Here is a 25,359-nt window from a genome sequence, read left to right on the forward strand (position 1 = left end):
TGGGGATGCGGGCCGGTCAGGTCGACCGGCCCGAGAGCCTTTTACTGGGCCAGCGACACGGCCTTGACGAGTTCCTTGGCGGCGGTCTCGGCGTCATAGTCGCCGTTGAAATTCGCCGTCACCACGTCATAGATCGCGTTCTTCACCGAAGCCGGGTCAGCATGGCCATGCGCCATCGAACCCAGAAGCGTGCCGTTCTCGCTCGCCGATTTCAGCTGAGCCATCGCCTTCTTGCCGCAGGCGTCGAACTCTTCATCCGACACGTCCGTGCGTGAGGGAACAGAGCCTTTCACCGTGTTGAAGGCGATCTGGAACGACGGCGACATCACGGCTTTCGCCATCGCGTCCTGCGCGGCCTGCGCATCCTCGCCCACCTTGAACATCGCGAACTGGTCGGAGTTGAAGGTCACATCGCCTGCGGTTCCCGGGGTGCGGAAGCAGCCGAAATCGACCTCGGCCTCTTTGCCGGCACGCAGGAATTCACCCTTGGCCCAGTCGCCCATCATCTGGAAGGCGGCTTCGCCATTGATGACCATCGCGGTCGCGAGATTCCAGTCGCGGCCCGAGAAGTTCGGGTCGACGAAGCTGTGAAGCTGCTCCATGCGCTTGAAGGATTCGACCATCTGCGGACCGCCGAGCGCTTCGGGATCGAGATCGACGAAGGCCTTCTTGTAGAACTCGGGGCCACCGACCGACAGCACGACGCCATCGAACATCGTGGCTTCCTGCCAGGGCTGACCGCCCGCGGCGAGTGCGATCTTCCCGGAATCCTTCACCTTCTGCATCGCGGCGATGAACTCGTCCCAGGTCTTCGGCTCTTCGATGCCGAGATCGGCGAGCATCTTCTTGTTCGACCAGACCCAGTTGGTCGAGTGCACGTTCACCGGAACCGCGACCCAGTGGCCGTCATATTTCGAGAACTTCTGCAGCGCCGCAGGCACCACGGCATCCCAGTTGCCATCGGCCGCGACCTTGTCGAGATCGGCCAGCGCGCCTTGCTGCGCCCAGTCCGAGATGTCGAAGCCGAGCATCTGAACCGCGGTCGGCGGATCACCCGAGGTGACACGCGCACGCAGCACGGTCATCGCGCTCTGGCCACCGCCACCTGCGACGGGCATGTCCTTCCAGCCGATGCCTTCTTTCTGCAGATCGTCCTTGAGGACGTTGAGCGCGGCCGCTTCGCCGCCCGAAGTCCACCAGTGAAGGACCTCCACATCCTCCGCCTGTGCCGAACCTGCGACGAGCGCCAGAACGCTCGCCATTTTCAGTGTCCGTCCGATGTAACTACGCATGATTTTCCTCCCTCTGCGTTGTCGTTACACTTCTCCTCCCGTGCGACCGGTCAGGTCATTCGGGTCTCACCCAAGGCTCACGCGTGCGACCGATGCGCATCACGAGCGTCTTGATCTCGAAGAACTCTTCGAGGCCGTAGCGTCCGATCTCTCTCCCTTGACCGGATTGCTTGACCCCGCCGAAGCTCAATTCCGGGAAACCGTCCATCCAGGTATTCGTCCAGACAGTGCCCGCCTGCGCCCGCGTCGAGAACTCGAGGCAGGTGTGGACGTTCTCGCTCCAAACGCCCGCGGACAGACCGTAGCTGGCATCATTCGTTAGCGCTACCGCTTCGTCCATCGTTCTGAAGGTCAAAACCGAGAGGACCGGTCCGAAGACCTCCTCGCGGGCGATCGCCATCTCGGGCGAGACGCCGCGCACGACGGTGGGTTGATAGAATTGGCCCTCGAGACCCGGCACGGTCATCGGCCCGCCACCCAGCGCGATCTCGGCGCCTTCGGTGACTGCCGCGCGAACATAGTCGTCGATCTTGCCCTGATGCTGGACGGAAATGATCGCCCCGACCTGCGTGCGCGGATCGAGCGGGTCGCCGAAAGCCACGCGCTTCGACAGTTCCACCACGCGCTCGACCACCTCATCCACGATATCTTCATGGACGATGATCCGGCTGCTCGAGTTGCAGCATTGCCCGGTGTTGAAATAGACGCCGAAGGTGATCGCATCGGCTGCGCTCTCGATATCGGCATCGGGGAACACGACTTGCGGGTTCTTCCCGCCAAGCTCCAGTGCGACCTTCTTCAACGTGCTCGACGCAGCCGCCGAGATCGCCTTGCCGACCGCGGTCGAGCCGGTGAAGGTCACCATGTCCACGGCCTCATGCGTCGACATCAAGCCGCCCACGGCAGGCCCGTAGCCCAGAACGATATTCACGACGCCCGCGGGCATCCCGGCCTCGAACAGCAGCTCCCCGAGCATCACCGTGGTCGACGGCGTCAGCTCGGACGGCTTGATGACCGTGGTGCAACCAGCGGCAAGCGCGAAGGGCAGCTTCTGGCTCAGGATCCAGAACGGGAAGTTCCACGGCGTGATCATCGAGACGACGCCGATCGGGTCTTTCACGACGACGCCGAGCATGTCCGGCCCCAGCGTGTTGTGGCTGTCCCCATGCATGGTGCGCGCCAGCGAAGCCGCGTAGCGCCACAGATCGGCCGCGCCCGACACTTCGGCGCGTGACTGCGAGATCGGCTTGCCGCTTTCGAGCGTTTCCAGCAGCGCCATGCGCTCGACATTGCCCTCGATCAGATCGGCGACGCGCAGCAGGATCGTGGCGCGCTCCTTGCCCGAGATCCGGCTCCAGACGCCACTGTCGAACGCCTCGCGCGCCGCGACGATCGCGGCTTCCGCATCGGCTTCGGCGCCCAGCGCCGCGCGGCTCACGAGGCAGCCATGCGCCGGGGACATCCGGTCGTAGGTTTCGCCAGAGGCACTGTCGCGCCACTCGCCTGCGATCAGGTGACGACAGATGAAGGGCTCTGCGGGGATCGCCGCATCAACGGCAGAGATCAGGTTCAGCTCGGTCATGTTCAAAGTCCCGAAAAATTAGGTTTGCGTTTCTCGCGGAAAGCCGTGACCCCTTCGGCGCGATCTTCGCTGGCCGAAATGGCGGCACTTCCGAGCGCCTCAGCCATGGCACCGCGATCTTCACCCGCCGCGACATGGATCATCGATTTCGTGATTTCGACGGCGCGGGGCGACAGCCCGAGCGCACGGTCGATCAGGGTCTGCGCTGCCGCGCGCGGATCGTCGGAGACGGCGGCCACGAAGCCGACCGCCAAAGCCCGCTCGGCTTTGACCCGGTGACCGAAAAGCGCCATCTCCTTCACCATCGGTTCGGGCAGCAGACGCATCAGCCGCTGCGTGCCCGACCAACCGGGAACGATCCCGACGCCAGCTTCCGGGAGGGCAAGGCTGGCGCCGGGTGCCATGACCCGAAGGTCGCAGGCTGCGGCAAGTTCGAGACCGCCCCCGAAGGCGTGCCCGTTCAGCGCCGCAATCGTCGGCTTCGAGAGGCGCGCCAGCCGGTCGAAGATCCGGTGTCCGTCGCGGACCCAATGCCGCGCGAACTGGGCCGGGCTCAGATCGCCCCAACCGTTGATATCCGCCCCGGTGCAGAAGGCCCGGTCGCCTTCGGCGCTCACCAGCACGCAGCGAATCTCGACATCGCGTTCGATCCGATCGAGATGCGCCTCGAGCGCACTCAGCATCTCGACCGTCAGAGCGTTCATCTTCGCCGGGTTGTCGAGGCGCAGTTCCGCCACCGCGCCGTCGACGATCAGGTGAATATCGCTCATGGCGTCCACCCCATCGGGGCATCGGCGAGAAGCTTCGTGGACATGGTGACGGCGTTCTCCGCCACACGCACCCGCCCCTCGGAGGCGCCGACGATATCGCGCTCGGGATCGATCCCCGGCATGATTTCGGTCGCGATAAGCCCCTTGTCATCGAGCCGCATCACGCAGCGCTCGGTGATATAGAGCACTTCCTGCCCCTGCTCGCGCGCACGCGCGCCGGAGAAGGTCACATGCTCGACCCGGTCCACCATCTTGGTGAACTTGCCGGGCGCACGGACGCGGATGCCGGTCGCGTCCATCTCCATCTGCGCCCCGGCCTCGAACCAGCCCGAGAAGACGATCTTGCGCGCATGGGCGGTGATGTCGACGAAGCCGCCGCAGCCAGCGGTCAGGTAGGGTTTCTTGCCGAGCTTGGAGACGTTCACGTTCCCCTCCACATCGACTTCGAGGAAGGACAGGAAGGACATGTCGAACCCGGCACCCTGGAAATAGATGAATTGCTGCGGCGAGGGCACGTAGCCATCGGCGTTCGACGCGCAGCCGAAAGCGAAGCCGGTCAGGGGCATACCGCCCACCGCGCCTTGTTCGATCGCCCAGGTGACCGCGTCGGGATGGCCTTCCTCGAGCAGGATACGCGGCACCATCGCCGAAATCCCGAAACCGAGATTGGCGGTCATGCCGCCGCGCAGCTCCATCGCCGCGCGCCGCGCGATCACCTTCTCGATGCCGTGCTCGGCCAGTTCGAAGCTCGACCACGGACGCATCACCTGACCCGAGATCGCCGGATCGTAGGGCGTCTCGCAGGTCTGTTTCTGATCCTCATCCACGACCACATAATCCACGAGATGGCCTGGCACCCGGACGTCATGCGGACGCAGGGAGCCCGCCGCGGTGACGCGCTCCACCTGCGCGATCACCAGCCCGCCATTGTTGCGCACTGCAATCGCCTGCTCGAGCCCGCCGAGATAGGCGCCCTCGTGCTCATAGGTCAGATTGCCGCGCTCATCGGCGGTGGTTGCGCGCAGGATGCAGACATCGGGGTAGATATTCGGGAAATGGAGCCAGGTGTCGCCATCGAATTCCACGCGGCGCACGATGGGGGCGCCTGCTGCGCGATCGTTCATCGCACAGCCCTCGCGCTCGGGATCAACGAAGGTCTTCAGACCGACCTTGGTCATCACCCCCGGACGCCGCGCAGCCGCTTCGCGATGCATGTCGAACAGGATGCCGGAGGGCACGTTATAGGCGGTCACCCGATCCTCGACGACCATCTTCCAGATTTCCGGCATCGGCAGGCTGGAAGGCCCCGACGGATAGGACCCGGCCAGAACCGTGTCGAGCAGACCATCCTTGGCGATGTGGTCGATGCCCTTCACACCATACATGTCCCCCGCGGCGATCGGATGGATCATGGTCAGGTTCTGCGGATGTTGCTCCTGATCGAAGCGCTCGCCGATCGCCTTGAGCACGGAATCGGGGCAGCCCAATGCCGAAGACGAGGACACCGTGATGATAGCGCCATCCGCGATTTTTCCCACTGCTTCCGATGCACTGACGATCGTGCCCATTGTTCGCTTCTCCCCATCCAAATTGCCAACGCGGGACAAAACCGCGATCGGCACACCCAAAGGACTCAGCCTTTAGGAACGTTCCAAATATTAATAGGAACGTTCCAAATTACTGTCAAACATTTTTCCGGAGAGGGGAGAGACAAGCGATGTCTCAGCGCCGAAATGGCAAATGAGAGCAGGCTTTGAGGGCTGAAAGAAAATTGGTCACGCGCCGCGTCGAAGGCCCGAATGACTCGCGCATCGACCGGTCCGGCTCGTCTTCAAAAGGGAGATCGAGCGAGCTTTGTGAGGGGTGTGGGGACGGCACAACAAAGCTCGCTCGATACCCCGCGGCTCAGGTCAGGCGTCTTTGCGGCCGGTGACCATGGCTCTCGCGAGGTGTTCGGAATGAGAGGGGGTCGCGAGGGGGACGCCTCCCAAATGTAGGGCACTCAGGTCGAGTGTCAGGTGGGCGGCGGCGAATCTCGCCGCCAGCCCGCAGTATCCGGAACGTGCCAAAGGGCCTCAGACCCGACGGGCCGCTCCTTCGCTCATCAGTCCAGCTCGGAACCGATGACCTCGCCCATCTTCTTCCACTGCTCGCGTGCCTGATTCATGTAGCGAACTTCCTCACGGTAGTTCGACGGCATGCCGGACTCGCCCTCGGACTCGCCGTAGCGGTACTGGTTGCGATATTCGTTCCGGTACTCGTAGGTCTCGCGGTTCTGAGACTTGGTCTGCGTGGCATTCTTCTGCGGCAGGATGACCTGACCGCCCGACTGCCCGCCGCCGCCATTCCCATTGCCAGCGGGGCCCTGCGCCTGTGCGGCACCAAGGGAGAAAGCGCCGACAGCGGCACCGAGGGCAGCGGTGAAGAGAAGAGTGCGTTTCATCGTTAACTCCTGTGATCGGATAGGGGCGAGTTGCCCGGATGAGACGACATTGGCAGAATCACTCTGACGCCGTGCTGACTGGCTTTGTCAGCGTTCTGTCAGCTTGTTTGCGCTAGAAAAGCCGCATGAAAACGCTCACGTCCCTCATAATTCTCTCGCTGGCCCTGGCCACGCCCGCCCTCGCCGAGCGTGCGGGTAGTGGCAGTCCGGGCCGAAGCGGCTCGGATCACGACCGGGCGCGCAGCGCGGTCGAGCGCGAAGAGATCCTGCCGCTGTCGAAAATTCTCGGCGGCCTGCAGAAGCGTTTCAGAGGCCGCGTCATCAAGCTGGAGCTGGAATCGGATGACGGTCACTATGTCTACGAGCTCAAGCTGATCACTCCGGAAGGCCGGATCATCGAGCTTGAGGTTGACGCGGCGACCGGTTTGCCGATTGGTGGTCCCGAAGACAGCGAGCGCGACGAGGACAAGTAATGCGCGTATTGGCGGTCGAGGACGACCAGAGGATCGCGGCAGATCTCAAGGCTGCGCTCGAGGCGGCGGGGTTTCTCGTCGAGACCTGCGCGGACGGGCTCGATGCGTGGTTTCTGGGCGATACCGAAGATTACGACCTCGTCATTCTCGATCTGGGCCTGCCGAAGATGGACGGGCTGAGCATCCTCAAGAAATGGCGCGCCAATGATCGCGAGATGCCGGTACTGGTGCTGACCGCGCGCGGCGCCTGGACCGAGCGGGTCGAAGGCATCGACGCGGGCGCGGATGACTACCTGCCCAAACCGTTCCGCATGGAAGAGCTGGTCGCCCGTGCGCGTGCCCTGATCCGGCGCTCGGCGGGGCGGGCCTCGGCGAACCAGAGCGTGGGCGAGTTGACGCTCGACGCGAACCGGATGAGCGTGTCGATCCGCGGCGTGCCGATTGCGGCGACGGCGCTGGAATTCCGGCTGCTCTCCTACCTGATGCTGCATCGCGACCGGGTCGTGCCGCCGACCGAACTGCTCGAACATCTCTATGGTGATGACGACTCGCGCGAGGCCAACGCGCTGGAGGCGCTCGTCGCGCGACTGCGCCGCAAGCTGGGCCCCGGCGTGATCGGCACGCGCCGCGGCTTTGGCTATTTCCTCGAAGGCGGCGGCGCGTGATGCGGTTGTCGCTGCGCCTCCGGCTCGCGCTTGGCGGCGCGCTCGCGGTGGTGCTGGCGCTGGCGATTGCCTCCGCCGCGCTGACGGCGCTGTTTGCCGCCCATGTTCAGCGCCGGGCCGAGGCCGAACTGTCGGTGCAGCTCGATCAGGTCGTAGCGGCGCTCGGGCGCGACGCCGGCGGCAGGCTGGCGCTGCAGACGCCGCCCGCCGATCCGCGCTTCGATCAACCTCTGAGCGGCCTTTACTGGCAGATCGACCTCGGCGACACGCTGCTGCGGTCGCGCTCGCTTTGGGATTACGTGCTGCCGCTGCCGCCCGATGCGCTGCCCGACGGGCATGTCCATGTGCATCGCCTGCCCGATCAGACCGGCGGCACGCTTCTGACGCTGGAGCGCAGCGTGACCCTGCCGCCGTCTCTGGGCGGGGGCCAAGTGCGCGCGGCGGTCGCGCTGACGACGACCGATCTGGATCAGGCGCGCAGCGATTTTCTGAAAGAACTCCTGCCCTATAACGCGATCCTCGCCGCCGCCCTGATCGTGGCCGGATGGGTTCAGCTCTTCTTCGGCCTGCGCCCCCTGTCGGAGGTCGGGCGCCGCGTGCTCGCCGTGCGCTCGGGCGAACAGCGGCGGCTCGGCAGCGATTTCCCGAAAGAGGTGCAGCCGCTCGCCAATGAGGTCGATGCGCTGATCGACGCCCGCGAGGCCGAGCTGGACCGCGCGCGCCACCGCGCCGCCGATCTCGCGCATGGGTTCAAGACCCCGCTGCAGGCACTGATGGGCGAGGCCGACCGGCTGCGCCAGACCGGCCAGACCGAGCCCGCCGCCGCCATCGAGGAGATCGCCGAAGCGATGCGCCGCCATGTCGATCGCGAGCTGACCCGGTCGCGCCTCGCGGGGCGCATTGTGAAAGACAAGGCCACGGTGGCCCCTGTCGTGCAGCAGATCGTCTCGGTGATCCGGCGCACCCCCACGGGCAGCGCGGTGGAGTGGGACATCGCCGTGCCCGAGGATCTGCAGGTGCCGCTCGACGCCAGTGATCTGGCCGAAGCCCTCGGCGCGCTGATCGAGAACGCCAGCCGCCACGCCACGTCGCAGGTCACGATCCGCGCCAGCCGCCGCGACGCGGCGATCGCAATCGAGGTGCAAGACGACGGCCCCGGCATCTCAACAGACCGCATCGAGCATCTTCGGAAACGCGGCGCGCGCGCCGATGAAAGCGGCCATGGTTTGGGCCTGTCGATCAGCGCCGAGATCGCGCAGGCCGTCGGCGGCAAGCTGAGCATCGCGAATGCGGAGACCGGGCTGCGTGTGACCCTGATCCTGCCCGATGCCGGCGCGGTCACAGTTCGCGCGCGCCGCACCTGACCACCCAAGGCAAGGCGATCCTCACGGATCTTTTATGCCTAGTCCGGCGGCACACACATTCAGAATTCGGAACGTGAATCGGCCCCCACGCATTCCTCCAGCAATCCCGAACGGACGGAAAGTCGGAGGCAGATGACATGACCATGCGTTTTGAACAGATCCTTGCGGAAGGGATCGCCCAGTGCTCCTACCTCTTGGGCGACACCGGCAACGGCACCGCCGCCGTCGTCGATCCCCGCCCGGATTGCGACATCTATATCGAGCGCGCCAAGGCGCTCGGCCTGACGATCACCCATGTATTCGAGACCCATATCCACGCCGACTTCCTGTCGGGCGCGCGCGAATTGGTGGCCCGGCTGGATGGCGCGCCCAAGCTTTGCGTCAGCGTCGAAGGCGGCGCCGAATATGATTTCGCTCATGAGGGCATCCGCGATGGCGACAAGTTCACCTTTGGCGATCTCACGCTCGAGACGCGGCACACGCCGGGCCACACGCCCGAACATGTCTCCTTCCTGCTCTACGAGAAGGACAATGACGACCCGTGGGGTGTGCTGAGCGGGGATTCCTTCTTCGTGGATTCGGTCGGCCGGCCCGACCTCTTGGGCGACGACAAGACCGAGGAACTGACCGAGGCGCTGTTCCGCACCACGCAGGAATTCTACATGCAGCTGCCCGAGGGCGTGCTCGTCTATCCCTGTCACGGCGCGGGCTCGGCCTGCGGGCCGAATATCGGCGACCGGATGTCGACCAGCATCGCCTATGAGAAAACCCATAACAAATACGTCCAGATCACCGATCTGGAGGCCTTCAAGGACGAGATGACGAAGGACGCCCCACCGGTGCCCACGCATTACCCGCGCCTCAAGAAGGTCAACGCGGAGGGCCCCGAGGTGATGCACGGATTGCCGCGCTGCATCGGCAAGACGCCGGAGGAGTTCGAGGCGCTGATCGCCAAGGACGATGTGCAGCTCGTCGATGGGCGCGACATGCTCGCCTTCGGCGGCGGCTTCATCGAAGGCGCGCTCAATATCGGCCTGCAGCCGGAGCTGTCGGTCTGGGCGGGCTGGATGCTCGATCCTGACAAGCCGATCGCGCTCGTGAGCGAAAAAGACAGTGAGATCGACGAGGCCGTACTGCGACTCTGGCGCGTCGGCTTCACCAAATTTGCGGGCTATCTGACGGGAGGCATCGCCGCGTGGCGCACCTCCGGGCGACCGCTCGCCCATATCCCGCAGGTCACGGTGCAGGAGCTGAAGGGCAGCGATCTGACCCCGCTCGACGTGCGCAAGGACGAGGAGTGGGACGGCGGTCATATCCCCGGCGCGATCCACCGTTTCCTCGGCACGCTCGACGACGAGATGGCGCAGCTCGACCGCGCGACCGACTACGCCGTCTACTGTCAGGGCGGCTACCGCGCCAGCCTCGCCGCAAGCCTACTGCACCGCGCCGGGTTCAAGAACGTCTCCGCGGTGCCGGGCAGCTTCGGCGCATGGTCCGCGCAGGCCTACCCGGTCGAAACCTGAACCGCTTTCAACTCAAGGAGCCAAAACCATGAGCTACACCATCGACAAACGCCTCACCTATACCACGCTCGAAGAGGCCGACACCCGGACCCGCGAGGCCCTCAAGGCGCAGGGCTTCGGCGTGCTCACCGAGATCGACGTGCAGGGCACGATGAAGAAGAAGCTGGACGAGGACATGCCCGGCTACATGATCCTCGGCGCCTGCAATCCGAAGATGGCGCATCAGGCGATCCAGCTGGAGCCGAATGTCGGCGCGATGCTGCCCTGCAACGTCATCCTGCGGCAGGACGGTTCGGACATCCTCGTCTGCGCGATCGACCCGCAGGCCTCGATGACGGCGATCGACAATCCGCAGCTGAAATCGGTCGCAGGCGAAGTCCGCGACATGCTGGAAAAGGCCGTTCAGGCCATTTGAGCCAGAGAGCCCCCCGGCAGCGGAATCCCCCGCCGCTGCCGGGGCACCCGCACGCGCGTCTGGCGCAGCCCTTGCATTTGAGAGCCGTTTTGCGGGATATCACGGCCCGACGACCTCCCATGCGAGGTCCCGTTAAGCGAAGGCCCGAATGTCCCAGACCGATCGTCTCAAGACCGACTGTTCGCAATGCGCAGCCCTGTGCTGTCTTGTGCTGGCCTTCGACAAGGGCGAGGATTTCGCGTTCAGCAAGAACCCCGGCGAGCCCTGCCGGCACCTTTGCGGGCACGATTGCTCGATCCACGACAAGCTGACGCAGGAAGGTATGGCGGGCTGCGTCGCCTATGATTGCCTCGGCTCCGGCAACCGTGTCGTGCAAGAGGTCTTCGGCGGGCAAACCTGGCAGAGCGAGCCGCGCCTGATGCCGGTGATGATGGAAGCCTTCTCCGCCATGCGCGAGGTCCATAAACGGATCGACCTGCTGCGCGCCGCCGAGACCCTGTCGCTGGATGCGAGCGATGAACGCAAACGGCGCGACTTCCTCGACCGTCTCGAACAGCACGAATGGACCCATCCCGAGCTGGCTGAATTCGAGTTCGGACTGGCGCTGGAAATCGACCTCTTCTTCCACAGCCTCAGCACTTAAGGCGCCCGTGCGGCGAGGCGGCCACCCGATGCCCCAAGGCCACGCAAGCACATGCCAACCGCCGCCGGTCCCGACAGGTTTTGACTGTCTGACACGGCTGTGATCTGATCCGGATCGGGCGCCCTGCCCTGTCTATTTCAAGAGGCCGAGCGTGCAGCCAGCCTTTCGCACCGAAGCACTGTCGAAGACCTATGGCGAAGGTCCTGCCGCGGTTCACGCGCTCCGAGAGGTGACGCTCGAAATTCCGCGCAGCGAGGTCGTCGTGCTGCTGGGCCCCTCGGGCAGCGGCAAATCCACCTTTCTCAACATCATCGGCGGGCTCGACAGGCCAAGCTCGGGTCAGGCGTGGTTCGGCGAGCAGAACCTGACCGAGATGTCCGACCGCGCGCTGACCCAATATCGGCGCAGCCATGTCGGCTTCGTCTTCCAGTTCTACAACCTGATGCCCAGCCTCACCGCGCGCGAGAATGTCGATCTGGTGACCGAGATCTCGCATGACCCGATGGATGCGGGCGAGGCGCTGCGGCTGGTGGGGCTGGAGGAACGGCTCGACCATTTCCCGGCGCAGATGTCAGGCGGCGAGCAGCAGCGCGTCGCCATCGCGCGGGCCATCGCGAAGCGCCCGGCGGTGCTGTTTTGCGACGAGCCGACCGGCGCGCTCGACAGCACGACGGGGCGGCGGGTGCTGCAGGTGCTCAACGATGTGAACCGCGAGCTGGGCACCACCGTGCTGATCGTCACCCATGCGGCGGCGACGGCGGCGATGGCGCATCGCGTGCTGCATTTCACCGATGGCCAGTTGCGCGAGACGATCGTCAACGAGACCCGCGCCGATCCTGCCGAGATCGAATGGTGAGCCGATGGCCCTGACCGTTCTCCATCGCAAGCTGTTCCGCGACCTCTGGCGCATCCGGGCGCAGGCGCTTGCGATCTCGGCGGTCGTCGCTCTGGGCGTGATGGTGCAGGTGATGATGGCGGGGCTGACCGATACGCTCACCGTCACCCGCGACGCCTATTTCGAACGGCACCGGCTGGCGCAGGTCTTCGAACCGCTCACCCGCGCGCCCAGCTCGATGATGGAACAGGTCAACGCGATTCCCGGCGTGCTGGCCGCCGAAGGCCGGATCAGCGGCTTCGGCCGGATCGACGCGGATGGCGGCGAACCGGTGCAGGCGCGCATCCTGTCGCTACCCGGCCCGGCCGGGCTCAACGGCATCCTGATGACGGCGGGACGCAAGCCCATCGCCGGGCGCAGCGACGAGGTCGTGCTGCTCGACACATTCGCAGCCGCACGCGAGATCGCGCTTGGCGATACGCTCGGCGTCACCGTCGAAGGCCGCCACCAAAAACTGCATGTCGTCGGTTTCGCCCGCGCGCCGGAGTTTCTGTTCATGCCCGCGCCGGGCGAATTCTTCCCGACCGATGGCCGCTTCGCCGTGATCTGGATGGAGCGCAAGGCCGCCGGTGCCGTGCTCGACCTCGACGGCGCGTTCAACGAGGTGCTGGCGCTCACCACGCGCGAGCGGCCCCGCAAGGCGGTGCTGGCCGATCTCGACCGGCTGATGGCGCCCTATGGCGGCGGCGCCGGCTATGTGCAGGACCAGCAGACCTCGGCACGCTTCATCGAGGAAGAACTCAAGGGCCTGCGCCAGTCGCGGGTGTTTCTGCCGCCGATCTTCCTCGCCGTCGCAGCTTTCCTGCTCAATGTCACGATCACCCGGATCGTGCAGGCCGAGCGGCGCGAGATCGGGTTGATGAAAGCCTTCGGCCATAGCGGGGCGGAGATCGCCGGGCACTACCTCGAAATGGCGCTGATGATCGCCTTCGCGGGCGCGCTGCTCGGATCGGCTCTGGGCGTGATGCTCGGGCGGTCGATCACCGGGCTCTACATGGAATTCTACAAGTTCCCCTATCTCGTCTTCTCGATGCGTCCCGGTCCCTTCGCCGGGGGCCTCGCCTTCTCGCTGATCGCCGCCGCGCTCGGTGCGGCGATTGCGCTGCGCACGGTGTTCCGGCTGACGCCCGCCGAGGCGATGCGCCCGCCTGCCCCGCCCGATTTCACCCATGGCCGGGTCGGCTTCCTCGCGATCGTCACGAGGTTCTTCGACCAGCCGGGGCGGATGATCCTGCGCCAGATCACGCGGCAACCGGTGCGCAGCCTCGGCACCGTCGCGGGCGTGGCCGCCGGCCTCGCGCTGAACATGGCGATGCTGATGATCTATTCGGGCTTCGATCACACCATGGATGTCACCTTCGGCTTTGCCGACCGCTCGGATGCGACGGTGAGCTTCATCCACCCCGTCTCGCGCGATGTGACGCATGAGATTGCGCACCTGCCCGGCGTGCTGGAGGCCGAACCGACGCGCTATGTGCCGGTCCTGTTCCGCAACGGCGTCATCACCCATCGCGGGGAACTGACCGGCCTGTCCGAGGATGCGCAGCTCAACCGCGCGCTGCGGCCCGATCTGGAGCCGATCGCCCTGCCCGCGCAGGGCGTCGTAATCTCGCGGGGGCTCGCGGATGTGCTGAAACTTCAGCCGGGCGAAAACCTCACCGCCGAAGTCACCGAGGGCCGCAAGCGAACCCTGTCGCTGCCGGTCGCGGCGATCTCCGACACCCTGCTGGGCGCGCCGGCCTATATGCGCCTCGACTCGCTGACCCGTGCCGTGGGCGAGGCGGACCGGATCACCTCCGTCTCGATCCGCACCGAAGGCGCCCCGTCGCCGGAGCTTCTGCACGAGCTGCGCGAGCGCCCCAAAGTCGCGGGCGTCTCGATCAAATCCGACAGTCTGGCGGCGTTCCGGGAAATCGCCGACGAGGGCGCGGGCCAGATGCGCTTCGTCTTCGGCGCGATCGCTTTCGTGCTGAGCTTCGGCATCGTCTACAACGCCGCGCGCAACGCATTCGCCGAACGCGCGCATGAATTGGCGAGCCTGCGCGTCCTTGGCTTCACCCGCTCCGAGGTGACGCTGATCCTGGCCGGAGAGATCACCCTGCTGGTCGCCTGCGCGCTCCCGGTCGGCATCTGGTTCGGCTGGACGCTTGCCAAGTTGATCGCACGCGTTTTCTCCAACGAACTCTACCGGGTCAGCGTCAGCTTCGATCTACCCAGCATCGCGATGGCGGTGCTGGTCGTGGTTTCGGCGACACTGGCCTCGATCCTGATGTTGCGCCGCGCGCTGGATCGGTTGAACATGATTTCGGCGCTCAAGGCGAGGGACTGACCCGTGACACCAAAACCCCGGACCAGATGGCTCATTCTCATCCTGATCGGCCTGATCGCGGCGGGCGCAATCGCTGCGCTGCTTTGGCCGCAGCCGCAGACCGTCGATATGGGCGAGGTCACGCGCGGCCCGATGAAGCTCGTCATCGAGGATGATGGCCGGACCCGCGTCAGCGAAAGCTACACGGTCTCGACCCCGGTGAGCGGCAGGCTGCAGCGGCTCGATATCCATGTCGGCGATCATGTCGTCGCAAACGAGACGGTCGTCGCCCGGATGCGCCCCGCCCTGCCCGCCGTGCTGGATGCGCGCAGCCGGGCGCAGGCGGAGGCCGCGCTGGCCGAGGCCCAAGCCGCGCTGAGCGCGGCCGAGGGCGATTACCGCGCCGCCGTCGCGATGCGCGAACAGGCCGATAGCGATCTCGCGCGGTCGCAGCGGCTCGCGCTTTCCGGCACGATCAGCCAGTCCAAGCTGGACCGCGATCAGATCAATGCCGATTACGCCGCCGCGCAGGAAGCCGCCGCGAAAGCCGCCATCGCGATGCGCGAGGCGGCGCTGGCCTCGGCGAAATCCGTGCTGCAGAACGATGCGGCCGCGAGCAACAGTGAGGGTGTCGAGACGATCCCGCTTTATGCGCCCGCGACCGGAACGGTGCTGCAAATCCTGCAGGAAAACGAGACCGTGCTCTCCGCGGGCTCCCCGATCATGGAGATCGGCGACATCTCGGAGGGGTTAGAAGTCGTGGCCGATCTTCTCTCGCGCGACGCGGTGCGCGTGCGCCTCGGCGATCCGGTGGAGATCACCGATTGGGGCGGGCCGGACGTGCTGGAGGGCAAGGTGGTCCGCATCGACCCGTCGGGCACGACGAAAGTCTCCGCCCTGGGTGTCGAGGAGCAACGCGTCGGCGTGGTCATCGCCTTCACCGGCGATTCCGCGCAGCGCGCGGGTCTGGGCCACGGCTTTCAGGTGACCGCCCGGATCGTGGTCTGGCAGAACCCCGACGCGCTGCGCGTCCCGTCGAGCGCCTTGTTCCGGCGCGGCACCGGCTGGGCCGTCTTCAAGGTCGAGGACGGGCGCGCGCGGGAAGTGAACGTGAAAATCGGGACCGATAACGGCACCTATGCCGAGCTTCAGGACGGTCTGAGCGAGGGCGACCGCGTCGTGCTCTATCCGGTCGAGACGCTGGAAGACGGCTCGCCGGTGGAGGCGCGATCCGGCGGGTGAGATGCGCCTCACGCCCCGCCGCGACCCCCTCGCGAGGAATCACGAAGCCGCACGAAAAGCGCACCAACCGATCAAAAATGCTTGGGGTGACGCCCAAAAAACCATCATTTGAGAGTTTTTCGCGCCCAAATGCCATGCGGGGCGCAATCGAGGCGGCTTTTGCCCCCTCTCCAGCTTTGGAAACGCACCAAGGTCATGCCCGAATGATGGTGCAGGGCGCTTAGGGTTCCGTTGCCGACAAGGCAGGTCTGGTCCGAGAAGTGCCACCCACGCGGCAAATTCCGTGCGGGCACACGGCGGGCCAAAATCCCGGGAGATTACTGCGCAGGTCTGACCCGCGCCTCATCTCTTGTTCCGCCAGCGGGTCGGCCTCTACGCCATAAAAAGGCGGGACGCATGCCAACGGGGAAGACCATGACCAGAACGAAATTCCTGTCCGCCACGGCCCTCAGCTTGGGCGTTCTCGCCGCCTCTCTCTCGCCCGCGATGGCCGAGCAGAAAACCGATTTCAAACTCGCATGGTCGATCTATGCCGGCTGGATGCCCTGGGGCTATCTGGACAGCTCGGGGATCATGGACAAATGGGCCGAGAAATACGGCATCACCGTCGATATCGTTCAGATCAACGACTACGTGGAATCGATCAACCAATACACCGCGGGCGGCTTCGATGGCGTCTCGGCGACCAACATGGACACGCTCTCGATCCCGTCGGGCGGCGGCGTCGACACGACCGCGCTGATCGTCGGCGACTATTCCGACGGCAATGACGCGATCATCTCGAAGAAAGCGACCTCGATCGAGGAGCTGAAGGACACCAAGGTGAACCTCGTCGAGCTGTCGGTCTCGCATTACCTGCTGGCACGCGCACTCGATAAAGCCGGGCTGGCCGAGAAGGATCTGGCCGGTGTCGTGAACACCTCCGACGCCGACATGATCGCCGCTTTCGCGACCCCCGAGGTCGAGACCGTCGTGACGTGGAACCCGCTGGTTTCGGAAATCCTCGACACCAACCCCGATGCGAACAAGCTGTTCGACAGCTCGCAGATTCCGGGCGAAATTCTCGATCTGATGGTGGTGAATACCGAGACGCTCAAGGACAACCCCGATTTCGGCAAGGCTGTGGTCGGCGCCTGGTATGAGGTCATGTCGAAGATGGCCGCAGGCGACGAAGAGGCCCTGACCGCGATGGCCGAGGCCGCCGGCACCGATCTCGAAGGCTACAAGGCCCAGCTCGCCGCGACGGCGATGTTCTACGATCCGGCCAAGGCGGTGGAGCAGGCCTCGAGCGCCGAGATGCCCGAGACCATGACGACGGTCGCGAACTTCCTGTTCGACAAGGGCATCCTTGGTGTCGATGCGCCTTCGGCCGATTTCGTCGGCGTCGAATATCCCGACGGCTCGGTGACGGGCGACGAAGCCAACGTGAAGCTGCGCTTCGACACCACCTACATGCAGATGGCGGCCGACGGCGCGCTTTGATCTGACTTGCCCGGCCTTCGGGCCGGGCCCTTTTTCCGCCAATTGCCGAAAGCGCCCATGCGTCTGCTCAACCGACATCCGACCCGGCCCACCGGCATCCTGCTGGCCGCGCTGCCCTTCGTGGCGGTGCTGATCGCCTATTGGATCGGCTCGGAAATCCGGCTTGCGGCGAACCCGCAAGACAAGCTGCTGCCCGCGCCCGAGACCATCATGAACACCGCCGGGCGGCTGTTCACCGAGCCGAACAAGCGCACCGGCGAAATCCTCCTCTGGGCCGATACTTTCGCGAGCCTTCGGCGTCTGGCCTTCGGCGTCGGCATCGGGGCGCTGATCTCGCTGACGGTCGGCGTCGGGATCGGGCTGCTGCCTTACGTCCGGCGCGGATTGTCCAGCTTCGTCGCGGTGCTCTCGATGGTGCCGCCGCTGGCGCTGCTGCCGATCCTGTTCATCGTCTTCGGGCTGGGCGAGACCTCGAAGATCGTGCTGATCGTGATCGGCATCACACCCTTCCTGATCCGCGACCTCTCGCAGCGGGTGCTCGACATTCCGCACGAAGAGATCGTGAAGGCGCAGACGCTGGGCGCCTCCACATGGGTCATCGCGCTGCGCGTCGTGCTGCCGCAAATCCTGCCGCGGCTGATCGCGGCCATCCGCCTCTCGCTCGGTGCCGCGTGGCTGTTCCTCATTGCCGCCGAAGCCGTCGCGGCCGAGGTCGGCCTTGGCTACCGCATCTTCCTCGTCCGGCGTTACCTCGCGATGGATATCATCCTGACCTACGTCATCTGGATCACGCTACTCGCCTTCCTGATCGACTTCGCGCTCAAGACGCTCTCGCGCAAAGCCTTCCCGTGGCTGGGAGGTGGGCTATGAGCTTCGTCACCGTCCGCGATGTCTTCCAGGAATACGACGGTCGCCCGATCATCGAACGCGTCAATCTCAACGTGGCCGAGGGCGAGTTCGTCTCGATCGTCGGCGCCTCCGGCTGCGGCAAATCCACCTTCCTGCGGCTTCTGCTGGCCGACGAGACGCCCACGCGCGGACGCATCACCGTCGATGGCGGCACGCCTGCGCGCGAACCGGGTCGCGAACGCGGCGTGGTGTTCCAGAAATACTCGGTCTTCCCGCATATGACCGTGCGCGACAACATCGTCGCCGCCGAGAGTTTCCCGAAAGGCTGGGGCTGGTTTCGCGGCGCGAAGCTGCGCGAGGCCCGGGCGCGCGCCGATGAGGTTCTCGAGCGGATCGGGCTCGCGCATGTCGCGAAGAACTACCCCTCGACGCTCTCGGGCGGGATGCAGCAACGTCTCGCCATCGGGCAGGCGCTGCATGCCCGGCCGCGCATCCTGCTGCTGGACGAGCCCTTCGGCGCGCTCGATCCGGGCACACGGCTCTCGATGCATGAATTCCTGACGCAGCTGCGCGCCGAGACCAGCATGACCGTCTTCATGGTCACCCATGATCTGGGCGAGGGCTTCAAGCTGGGCGACCGCGTTCTGGTGTTCGACAAGACCCGCTGGGATCCGGATTATCCCGAACGCTACGGCGCGACGATCACCTATGATTTCGACGCCCGCGATCACGGAATTCCGTATCAGCACATCCTCGACAAGATCCCGTCTCTGGCTGCGCAAAGCGACCCTGCACCCGCACCGGACTGAGATCAAAGTTTCACCGCGCGCGCCGCTGGGCCCCGCGCGCGGGCCGCCGCCAAGGTCCAGACAGCCTGCCCCGATCCGGGGCTTCGATAGATTGGAGACAGAGATGTTCCATGACCTGCCAGGCGGGCGATCGCGCCCGCACCACCCGCAAGCGGCCATCGCGGCGCATGCCCTGCGCGAGCGCCGCCAGCACCACCCGGACCTGACCAAGCTCGCCGGCTGGAAGGCGATGCGCAAAGAGGCGGAACTCCCTGAGGGCCGCTGGGACGAGGAACGCCGCTGGGCGCTGCGCATGGGTCTGACCGGCGCGGACAGCATCGAGGACAAGTCGATCCCGACCTTCGCGCGCGGCGAGCTGCCCCATTACGCGGGCATCAACACCTTCCTGAAAGCGCCCTATGCCGAGGACGTGCTGGAGGTCTCGCATTACGACGCGACCGTGCTGGGCATTCCCTTCGACGGCGGCACCACTTACCGCGCGGGCACCCGCTTCGGGCCGCAGGGCGTGCGCAAGATCTCCGCGCTCTACACGCCTTACAACTACGAGATCGGCGTCGACCTGCGCGAACAGATGACGCTCTGCGATGCGGGCGACGTGTTCACCATCCCGGCGAATATCGAGAAGAGCTTCGATCAAATCAGCCGCGCCGTCAGCCACGTCTTCTCGTCGGGCTCGCTCCCGATCATGATCGGCGGCGACCACTCGATCGGCTTCCCCTGCGTGCGCGGCATCGCCGAATGCACCTCGAAGAAGATCGGCATCGTCCATTTCGACCGCCATGCCGACATTCAGGAAAAAGACCTCGACGAGCGGATGCACACCACGCCGTGGTTCCACTCGACCAACCTGCCCAACGTGCCCGCGAAGAACCTCGTGCAGATCGGCATCGGCGGCTGGCAGGTCCCGCGCGAGGCGGTGAAGGTCGCGCGCGAGCGTGAGACCAACATCATCACCATGGGCGACATGGAGAAGATGGGCATCGACAAGACGATCGAGATGGCGCTGGAGATGGCGTGGGACGGGGTCGACATGGTCTATATGTCCTTCGATATCGACTCCATCGACTGCGGCTTCGTGCCCGGCACCGGCTGGCCCGAACCGGGTGGCTTCCTGCCGCGCGAAGCGCTGGCGCTGGCCTCCGGCATCGCGGCCGAAGGCATCTGCGGGATGGAGCTGGTCGAGGTCGCGCCGCCCTATGACGTGTCCGACATCACCGCGCTGATGGGCACACGGGTGATCGTGGATGTGCTGGGCTCGCTGGTCGCCAATGGCAAGCTCGGCGCGCATCGCAAGCATATCGACAAGCCCGTCTCGCTGCCCCATGGCGAATTCGAAGGCAAGCGCTGGTCGAATTCCGAACCGCATAAGGTGGGCTGAGCCATGCCGCATGATCACGCCCCCCACGGGCATCATCACCACCACGATCACGGGCACAGTCACGGGCACAGCCACGGGCATTCCCATGACCACGCGCATCACGGGCATGGTCACAATCACGCCCATGGCGAGCATCTGCACAGCCACATGCATCACGAGGACGAGGCGGCGGACCTGCAGGTTCTGGCCACCCAGTTCATCGACGGCTTCATGCAGGCCTCCGACAAGACGAGCTATCTCAAGCTCGCCGGTGTCCCCTTCGAGCGTCCTTCGTCCACGGGGCCGAAATCGCTGAAACTCGTGGATGTGGAGCTCAAGACCGAATGGCAGGTGGGCACCGCCTCGCCCTCCTTCGGCTCGCGCGAGTTGTCCTACCTTCCGTTCCCGGGCGAGATGGTCCGCGAACGCACCAACATGTCGCTGATCTACGTGTCGATGGACGAGAAATCCGTCCTCGACATCCGCGACTTCCTGACTCAACGCAAGAAAGAGATCGACCAATGAAGACCAGCTTCGCAACGCTTCTGGGCGCAATGGCGGCAAGCCCGGCCCTCGCGCATTCCGGCACGCAGTTCCATACCCACGGTGTCGAGCCGATGCTGATCGTCGGCGTCGCCGCCCTCGCGGTCTATGGCATCGTCGAATTCGTCAGATCGCGCCGCTGATTTCTCGAAACGACCTTACAAGGCGCCCGACGGGCGCCTTGTTTCACTCCGGCACGCCCAGCCCCGCCAGCTTGCGCATATGCCAGGCCAGCGCCTGGTTCGAGCTGAGCATCGGCATCCCGAGCTCCGCTTTCAACTCCGGCAAAATCCGCCGCGTCCGCAGATTGGTGCAGGACAGGAAAATCCCGTCCAGCTTGGCCTGCCCCGCAAGGCTCCGCGCGGCCTCCGCGATTGAGGCCGGATCGATCCGCGCCACCCGCGCCTCGACCTCCTCGCCGAAAGACAGGGTCGCGGGCACGGTGATCCCTGCGGCGACGAAGGCGGCCCGCAAAGGCTCCGCGACCGAGGCGACATAGGGCGAGACGATGCCCACCCGCTCCAGCCCGAGATCGGAAATCGCAGCCAGCGCAGCACTCAGCGGATCGGTCACATGCTGCGTCGTGACGCCCGCCATGACATTCGCCCGCACCTCAATCGGCCCGATCAGCGCCGCGCCAGAGGTGCAGCCATAGCCCACCACATCGAACTTCGCCGCAGGCGGCAGCAACGCCGCCGCGCCGCTCAAAGCGCGCTCCATCTCGGCGATGCTCGACGGGGTCAGATCGTCGCCCGAATGGACGCGCGTGACATGCATCCGCGCGTCACCCGGCGGGATGTAGCGACGGAATTCGTCCTCGATGGTCTCATCCACACGCAGCACGATCAGCCCCATCGTCGGCGTGACGTCTTCGCGAAGACGATAAGGGAAATCGGCCATCAGTTCAGCTCCGGCAGGGTTTCAGGCGCGCGCGGCGACAGCAGCTCCGCCCCGGTCGCGCGCAGGACGATGTTTTCCTCATGGACCAACAGGCGGCGCGGGCCCTGCGCGGTCTCGACCCAAGCGCCGGGCTCGAGCGTCAGCACCATGCCCTCGCGCAGTTCGGTGTTGTCGCGCGGGGTGAAGGACGGCCATTCCGTCAGCGTGATCCCTAGCCCGTGGCCCAGACGCCCACCGCCCGCCGCGACACCGCGCGCCGCCAGCCCCTCGACCAGCAGACGATGCGCGTCGCGCGCCCGCATCCCGGGCCGCAGCTGCGCCATCGCCGCCTCAGTCACCTCCCAGAGCGCGGCATGGGTGCGCCGCACCGGCTCCGACGCCGGCCCGACCGAGAAATTGCGGTCGAAATCGCAGAAATACCCGTCGCGCACCGCGCCGGTATCCAGCATCAGCACATCGCCCGCCTGCAGCGGCGCGGGTCCGGCGGGCGAGATCACATCGTCATAGCCCGATGGCCCCGCCGCCCCGGCGACATAGCTGACCCAGTCGGCCCCCTCCTCAAGAAGCGCGGACTGGAAGGCCCGGAAAATCCCGTCGAGCGGGCGCCCCCGCCCCGCGAATTCCGGCACGCGCGCAAAAGCACGACCCGCGATGGCGCAGGCCGTGCGGATCTTCTCGATCTCCGCCGCGCTCTTGATCTCGCGCACCCGCTGGATCGCGGCGGTGCCGTCGATGAAGCGCCGCGGCGCGATACGCTCCCCGAGCCGCACGTAATCCGCGAGCGGCATCCGCAGCTGCGTCTCCAACCCCATCGGCACCCCGATCCGCGCGCTCTCCGGCAGCAGATCGCAGAGCGTCTCGGCAAGCAGGCTCACGCCGTCATCCGTCGGATCGGGCGCATCCCAAGTGCGGACCTGCGTCATCCATGTGCGGCCCATCAGTTCAGCCCCGATGGAGGGGATCACCGCGACCGGCGCACCGCTGGCCGGAACGATCACGAACCACGGGCGCGCGGGGCTTTCCCAGAACCGGGTCAGGAAGCCCGTGACGTAGAAGATATCCGCAGCCGAGGTCAGAAACAGCGCATCCAGACCCCGTTCGCTCATCTCGGCCTGCAGGCGGCTGACGCGGGTGCGAAACTCCTCCGCCGGAAAGATGAGCGAGCGCTCAGCCATCTTCCGGGCCTTCGCTGAGGATCGCCAGCACGCGCGCCTCGGGGCTCAGCGACAGCCCGGCAAGCAGAGCCGCCAGCCCGGCTCCGCCCGAAGGCGTCGTGGCCAGCCCATGTGCGGCGAGGATATCGACGCCGGACTGCGCCTCGGCTTCGGTGATCGTGGCGAAGCGATCCGCATCGCGCGACAGACCCGCCAGCGCCACCATCGAAGGGGTCTTGCAATCGAGCCGCCCCATCGCGGAGACCGGCCCTTCCGTGCTCACCAGATGCCCCGCGCGAATGCTCTCGATCAGCGCAGGCGCCGCATCGGGTTCGACCACGATGATCTCAGGCCCGTCGCCCCAAGCCAGCCGCGCATGGGCCGCGACGGCTGCCGCGAGACCGCCGACCCCCGCCTGCAGCAGGATATGAGTGGGCGGCGCGTCGATCTGCGCGACGGCCTCGGCGGCAAGCTGGGTGTAACCCTCCATCACCCGCAGCGGCAGTTCGACATAGCCCTCCCACGAGCTGTCCGACAGAAGCGTCCAGCCGTTCTCCGCGGCGGCCGTCTCGGCGGCCTCCATGCTCGCTTGATACTCCGCGCCAGCCCGCACGACCTCGGCCCCGCGTGCCTCCAACCGCGCGGCGAAGGCCTCAGGCACGGTCTCGGCCAGATAGATGATCGCGCGGGCCCCGAATATCCGAGCGCCAGCCGCGACCGAGAGGCCGTGATTTCCCGCGCTGGCCGCGACATAGGTCTCACCGGCGAGGGCCGTCTGCAGGTCGTCGCCCTCGGCGCGCGCAGCGGCCTCCTGGGCAATCGCATGGACCGCGCCCAGCGCCTTGAAGCTACCCAGCCCCATGCGCTCGCGCTCGTCCTTGATCCAGACCTTGCCGACCCCGGCGCGCTCCGCAATCCCGGGCGCCGCGCGCAGCGGGGTCTCGTGATGTGCCGGACAGCGCGCAAGCAGGCTGGCCACGCCCGAGGCATCCGCGAGGGGCTGAACACCCTCCGGGTCGAGCCCGTCACCGCGCCAGGGATTGTCTATGATGATCGGCATGTCGGACCCTCGCTGCGATGGAAGCAGGTCCATAAGGCAACGAGACGTCCGCGCACGCAATGACCTTTTCAGACAGGCCATTGCGCGACATCGTGAGGCGCGTCAGTCGGCCTCTTTCACCGCCGAGAGGAATTGCTGCGTGCGCTCTTTCTGCGGATTGCCGAAGAGATCCTCGGGGGCGCCCTGCTCCTCGATCTTGCCGTCGTAGAAGAAGCAGACCCGATCCGAGATGTCCTTCGCGAAGCCCATCTGGTGCGTCACCATCAGCATCGTCAGATTGTATTTATCCACCAGCGACCGGATCACGTTGGTCACCTCGCCGATCACCTCCGGGTCGAGCGCGGAGGTCACCTCGTCGAACAGCATCACCTTGGGGCGCATCGCCAGCGCCCGCGCGATCGCCACGCGCTGCTGCTGACCGCCCGAAAGCCGCGAGGGGTGCTGGTCGCGCTTGTCGGACATGCCCACAAGCTCCAGCAGTTCCTCGGCCCGTTCGCGCGCCTCGGCCTTCTTCAGACCCAGCACCTGCACCGGGCCTTCCATGCAATTCTCCAGCGCGGTCATATGCGGGAAGAGGTTGAAATGCTGGAAGCACATGCCGATCTGGCTGCGGGCCTTGCGCAGATATTTGCGGTCCGCAGGCACCAGCTTGCCGTTTTTCTCCATATGGGTCAGCGGCTTGCCGTCCACGTAGATCACGCCCTCGTTGATCGTCTCGAGCGTCATCAGCATCCGCAGCACGGTCGTCTTGCCCGAGCCGGAGGGGCCGATGATCGTGACCATTTCCCCCTCGGCCACGTCGAGATCGAGCTGGTCGAGCACCACCAGATCGCCATAGCGCTTGGTGACTTTCAGGAACCGCACCATCGGCACGTTGTCGCCCGTCAGTTCGAGCGGATAGTTCGAAAGGTCTTCCATCATTTCAATCCGAGTTTACGCCGCACGCGATCCTCGAAGACGCGGATCAGGGCAGCGGTGGGAAGCGAGATGGCGAGGAAGATGATCCCCACCAGCGTATAGGGTTCGAGATAGCGATAGCTCGACGAGCCGATCGCATTCGCGGTGTGCATCAGTTCGGCCACCCCGATCACCGAGAGCATCGGCGTATCCTTGAATATCCCCACGAGGTAATTGCCCATCCCGGCCAGCGCCGGCGGAATGGCCTGCGGGATCACGATGCGCCAATAGGTGTCGCGGGTCGACATGTTCAGCGCGGTGCAGGCCTCCCATTGGCCTTTCGGCACCGCGTCGAGACCGCCGCGATAGACCTCCGACAGATAGGCCGAATAGTGCAGACCGATCGCGATCATGCCCGCCGTCCACGGCCCCAGCTTCAGGCCGAATTGCGGGCCGACGTAATAGACGAAGAAAATCTGCAGGATCAGCGGCGTCGAGCGGATGAACTCGATGAATTCGCGCACGACCTTGGTCAGCACCCAGTAGGGCGTGCGTTGGGCCAGCGCGAAGACCATGCCCAGCACCACCGCGATCGCATAGCCGAAGCCCGCAGCCATCAGCGTGTTGAGCGTCGCATGCATCAGCTTGGGCAGGATTTCCCAGGTGAATTCCCAGTTCCAGTTAAACCCCATG

General features: G+C 65.6%; 25 protein-coding genes and 1 riboswitch. Of the genes, 15 read left to right on the forward strand and 10 right to left on the reverse strand.

Features of this window, described 5'->3' with window-relative positions:
* Positions 1-41: 41 nt before the first annotated feature.
* The 5 genes from AC2TZ7_RS02320 to AC2TZ7_RS02340 form a co-directional block, all read right to left on the reverse strand.
* Positions 42-1,292: an ABC transporter substrate-binding protein gene (locus AC2TZ7_RS02320; protein ID WP_489865757.1), complete on the reverse strand. Its 1,251-nt coding sequence runs from the start codon at positions 1,290-1,292 to the stop codon at positions 42-44.
* Between the two features lie 55 nt (positions 1,293-1,347).
* Positions 1,348-2,874, reverse strand: a complete 1,527-nt coding sequence (locus AC2TZ7_RS02325) for an aldehyde dehydrogenase family protein (RefSeq protein WP_078522161.1) — start codon at positions 2,872-2,874, stop codon at positions 1,348-1,350.
* A 2-nt stretch (positions 2,875-2,876) separates the two neighbouring features.
* On the reverse strand, positions 2,877-3,644 hold the full coding sequence (locus AC2TZ7_RS02330) for an enoyl-CoA hydratase/isomerase family protein (RefSeq protein ID WP_489865758.1): 768 nt from the start codon (positions 3,642-3,644) through the stop codon (positions 2,877-2,879).
* Complete coding sequence (locus AC2TZ7_RS02335; protein WP_489865759.1) at positions 3,641-5,212, reverse strand: acyl CoA:acetate/3-ketoacid CoA transferase; 1,572 nt, start codon at positions 5,210-5,212, stop codon at positions 3,641-3,643. The genes AC2TZ7_RS02330 and AC2TZ7_RS02335 overlap by 4 nt, the downstream gene beginning before the upstream one ends.
* A 536-nt stretch (positions 5,213-5,748) precedes the next feature.
* Positions 5,749-6,087, reverse strand: coding sequence for a hypothetical protein (locus AC2TZ7_RS02340; RefSeq protein ID WP_098412289.1), 339 nt, complete (start codon positions 6,085-6,087; stop codon positions 5,749-5,751).
* 125 nt (positions 6,088-6,212) lie between these two features.
* Between AC2TZ7_RS02340 and AC2TZ7_RS02345 the strand changes: the two genes are divergently transcribed.
* The 15 genes from AC2TZ7_RS02345 (at position 6,213) to AC2TZ7_RS02415 (ending at position 20,798) form a co-directional block, all read left to right on the forward strand.
* Positions 6,213-6,560, forward strand: coding sequence for a PepSY domain-containing protein (locus AC2TZ7_RS02345; protein ID WP_489865760.1), 348 nt, complete (start codon positions 6,213-6,215; stop codon positions 6,558-6,560).
* Entirely contained in the window at positions 6,560-7,225 is a 666-nt protein-coding gene (locus AC2TZ7_RS02350) for a response regulator transcription factor (RefSeq protein ID WP_078602488.1), read from the forward strand. Before AC2TZ7_RS02345 ends, AC2TZ7_RS02350 begins: the two co-directional genes overlap by 1 nt.
* Entirely contained in the window at positions 7,225-8,589 is a 1,365-nt protein-coding gene (locus AC2TZ7_RS02355) for a sensor histidine kinase (RefSeq protein WP_489865761.1), read from the forward strand. The genes AC2TZ7_RS02350 and AC2TZ7_RS02355 overlap by 1 nt, the downstream gene beginning before the upstream one ends.
* Positions 8,590-8,726: 137 nt before the next feature.
* Positions 8,727-10,112: an MBL fold metallo-hydrolase gene (locus tag AC2TZ7_RS02360; protein ID WP_489865762.1), complete on the forward strand. Its 1,386-nt coding sequence runs from the start codon at positions 8,727-8,729 to the stop codon at positions 10,110-10,112.
* 28 nt (positions 10,113-10,140) lie between these two features.
* Positions 10,141-10,527 carry a DUF302 domain-containing protein gene (locus tag AC2TZ7_RS02365; RefSeq protein WP_489865763.1) on the forward strand — a complete coding sequence of 129 codons (387 nt, stop codon included), beginning with the start codon at positions 10,141-10,143 and terminating at the stop codon, positions 10,525-10,527.
* Positions 10,528-10,675: 148 nt separating this feature from the next.
* Positions 10,676-11,170 (forward strand): hypothetical protein, encoded by a 495-nt coding sequence (locus AC2TZ7_RS02370; protein WP_489865764.1) that lies wholly within the window; start codon positions 10,676-10,678, stop codon positions 11,168-11,170.
* Between the two features lie 151 nt (positions 11,171-11,321).
* Positions 11,322-12,026, forward strand: coding sequence for an ABC transporter ATP-binding protein (locus AC2TZ7_RS02375; RefSeq protein ID WP_489865765.1), 705 nt, complete (start codon positions 11,322-11,324; stop codon positions 12,024-12,026).
* A gap of 4 nt (positions 12,027-12,030) precedes the next feature.
* Complete coding sequence (locus AC2TZ7_RS02380; protein ID WP_489865766.1) at positions 12,031-14,394, forward strand: ABC transporter permease; 2,364 nt, start codon at positions 12,031-12,033, stop codon at positions 14,392-14,394.
* 3 nt (positions 14,395-14,397) lie between these two features.
* Complete coding sequence (locus tag AC2TZ7_RS02385) at positions 14,398-15,615, forward strand: efflux RND transporter periplasmic adaptor subunit (protein WP_098412297.1); 1,218 nt, start codon at positions 14,398-14,400, stop codon at positions 15,613-15,615.
* A gap of 209 nt (positions 15,616-15,824) precedes the next feature.
* Positions 15,825-15,933: riboswitch (guanidine-I (ykkC/yxkD leader) on the forward strand.
* A gap of 96 nt (positions 15,934-16,029) precedes the next feature.
* Entirely contained in the window at positions 16,030-17,097 is a 1,068-nt protein-coding gene (locus AC2TZ7_RS02390; RefSeq protein ID WP_472158498.1) for a putative urea ABC transporter substrate-binding protein, read from the forward strand.
* A gap of 57 nt (positions 17,098-17,154) precedes the next feature.
* A complete protein-coding gene (locus tag AC2TZ7_RS02395) occupies positions 17,155-17,967 on the forward strand; it encodes an ABC transporter permease (protein WP_078522763.1) in 813 nt (270 codons plus the stop codon).
* Complete coding sequence (locus AC2TZ7_RS02400; protein ID WP_489865767.1) at positions 17,964-18,755, forward strand: ABC transporter ATP-binding protein; 792 nt, start codon at positions 17,964-17,966, stop codon at positions 18,753-18,755. The genes AC2TZ7_RS02395 and AC2TZ7_RS02400 overlap by 4 nt, the downstream gene beginning before the upstream one ends.
* A gap of 103 nt (positions 18,756-18,858) precedes the next feature.
* Complete coding sequence (locus AC2TZ7_RS02405; RefSeq protein ID WP_146673635.1) at positions 18,859-20,133, forward strand: agmatinase family protein; 1,275 nt, start codon at positions 18,859-18,861, stop codon at positions 20,131-20,133.
* 3 nt (positions 20,134-20,136) lie between these two features.
* Positions 20,137-20,637 (forward strand): hypothetical protein, encoded by a 501-nt coding sequence (locus tag AC2TZ7_RS02410; RefSeq protein ID WP_098412301.1) that lies wholly within the window; start codon positions 20,137-20,139, stop codon positions 20,635-20,637.
* The gene (locus tag AC2TZ7_RS02415; protein ID WP_098412302.1) at positions 20,634-20,798 is read left to right on the forward strand and encodes a peptidase M23; all 165 of its coding nucleotides are present in this window, start codon (positions 20,634-20,636) and stop codon (positions 20,796-20,798) included. Before AC2TZ7_RS02410 ends, AC2TZ7_RS02415 begins: the two co-directional genes overlap by 4 nt.
* A 43-nt stretch (positions 20,799-20,841) precedes the next feature.
* Here AC2TZ7_RS02415 and AC2TZ7_RS02420 read toward each other — a convergent pair whose 3' ends face one another.
* The 5 genes from AC2TZ7_RS02420 to ehuD all read right to left on the reverse strand — a co-directional run bounded on the left by AC2TZ7_RS02420 (position 20,842) and on the right by ehuD (position 25,358).
* Positions 20,842-21,555 (reverse strand): maleate cis-trans isomerase family protein, encoded by a 714-nt coding sequence (locus AC2TZ7_RS02420; protein ID WP_489865768.1) that lies wholly within the window; start codon positions 21,553-21,555, stop codon positions 20,842-20,844.
* Positions 21,555-22,730 (reverse strand): M24 family metallopeptidase, encoded by a 1,176-nt coding sequence (locus AC2TZ7_RS02425; protein WP_489865769.1) that lies wholly within the window; start codon positions 22,728-22,730, stop codon positions 21,555-21,557. Before AC2TZ7_RS02425 ends, AC2TZ7_RS02420 begins: the two co-directional genes overlap by 1 nt.
* Positions 22,723-23,769, reverse strand: coding sequence for a pyridoxal-phosphate dependent enzyme (locus AC2TZ7_RS02430; protein ID WP_489865770.1), 1,047 nt, complete (start codon positions 23,767-23,769; stop codon positions 22,723-22,725). The genes AC2TZ7_RS02425 and AC2TZ7_RS02430 overlap by 8 nt, the downstream gene beginning before the upstream one ends.
* Before the next feature lie 102 nt (positions 23,770-23,871).
* Complete coding sequence (gene ehuA / locus AC2TZ7_RS02435) at positions 23,872-24,687, reverse strand: ectoine/hydroxyectoine ABC transporter ATP-binding protein EhuA (protein ID WP_489865771.1); 816 nt, start codon at positions 24,685-24,687, stop codon at positions 23,872-23,874.
* The gene (ehuD, locus tag AC2TZ7_RS02440; protein WP_078541419.1) at positions 24,687-25,358 is read right to left on the reverse strand and encodes an ectoine/hydroxyectoine ABC transporter permease subunit EhuD; all 672 of its coding nucleotides are present in this window, start codon (positions 25,356-25,358) and stop codon (positions 24,687-24,689) included. Before ehuD ends, ehuA begins: the two co-directional genes overlap by 1 nt.
* Between the last annotated feature and the right edge of the window lies 1 nt (position 25,359).

This window comes from Thioclava sp. ISO4, from assembly GCF_058105145.1.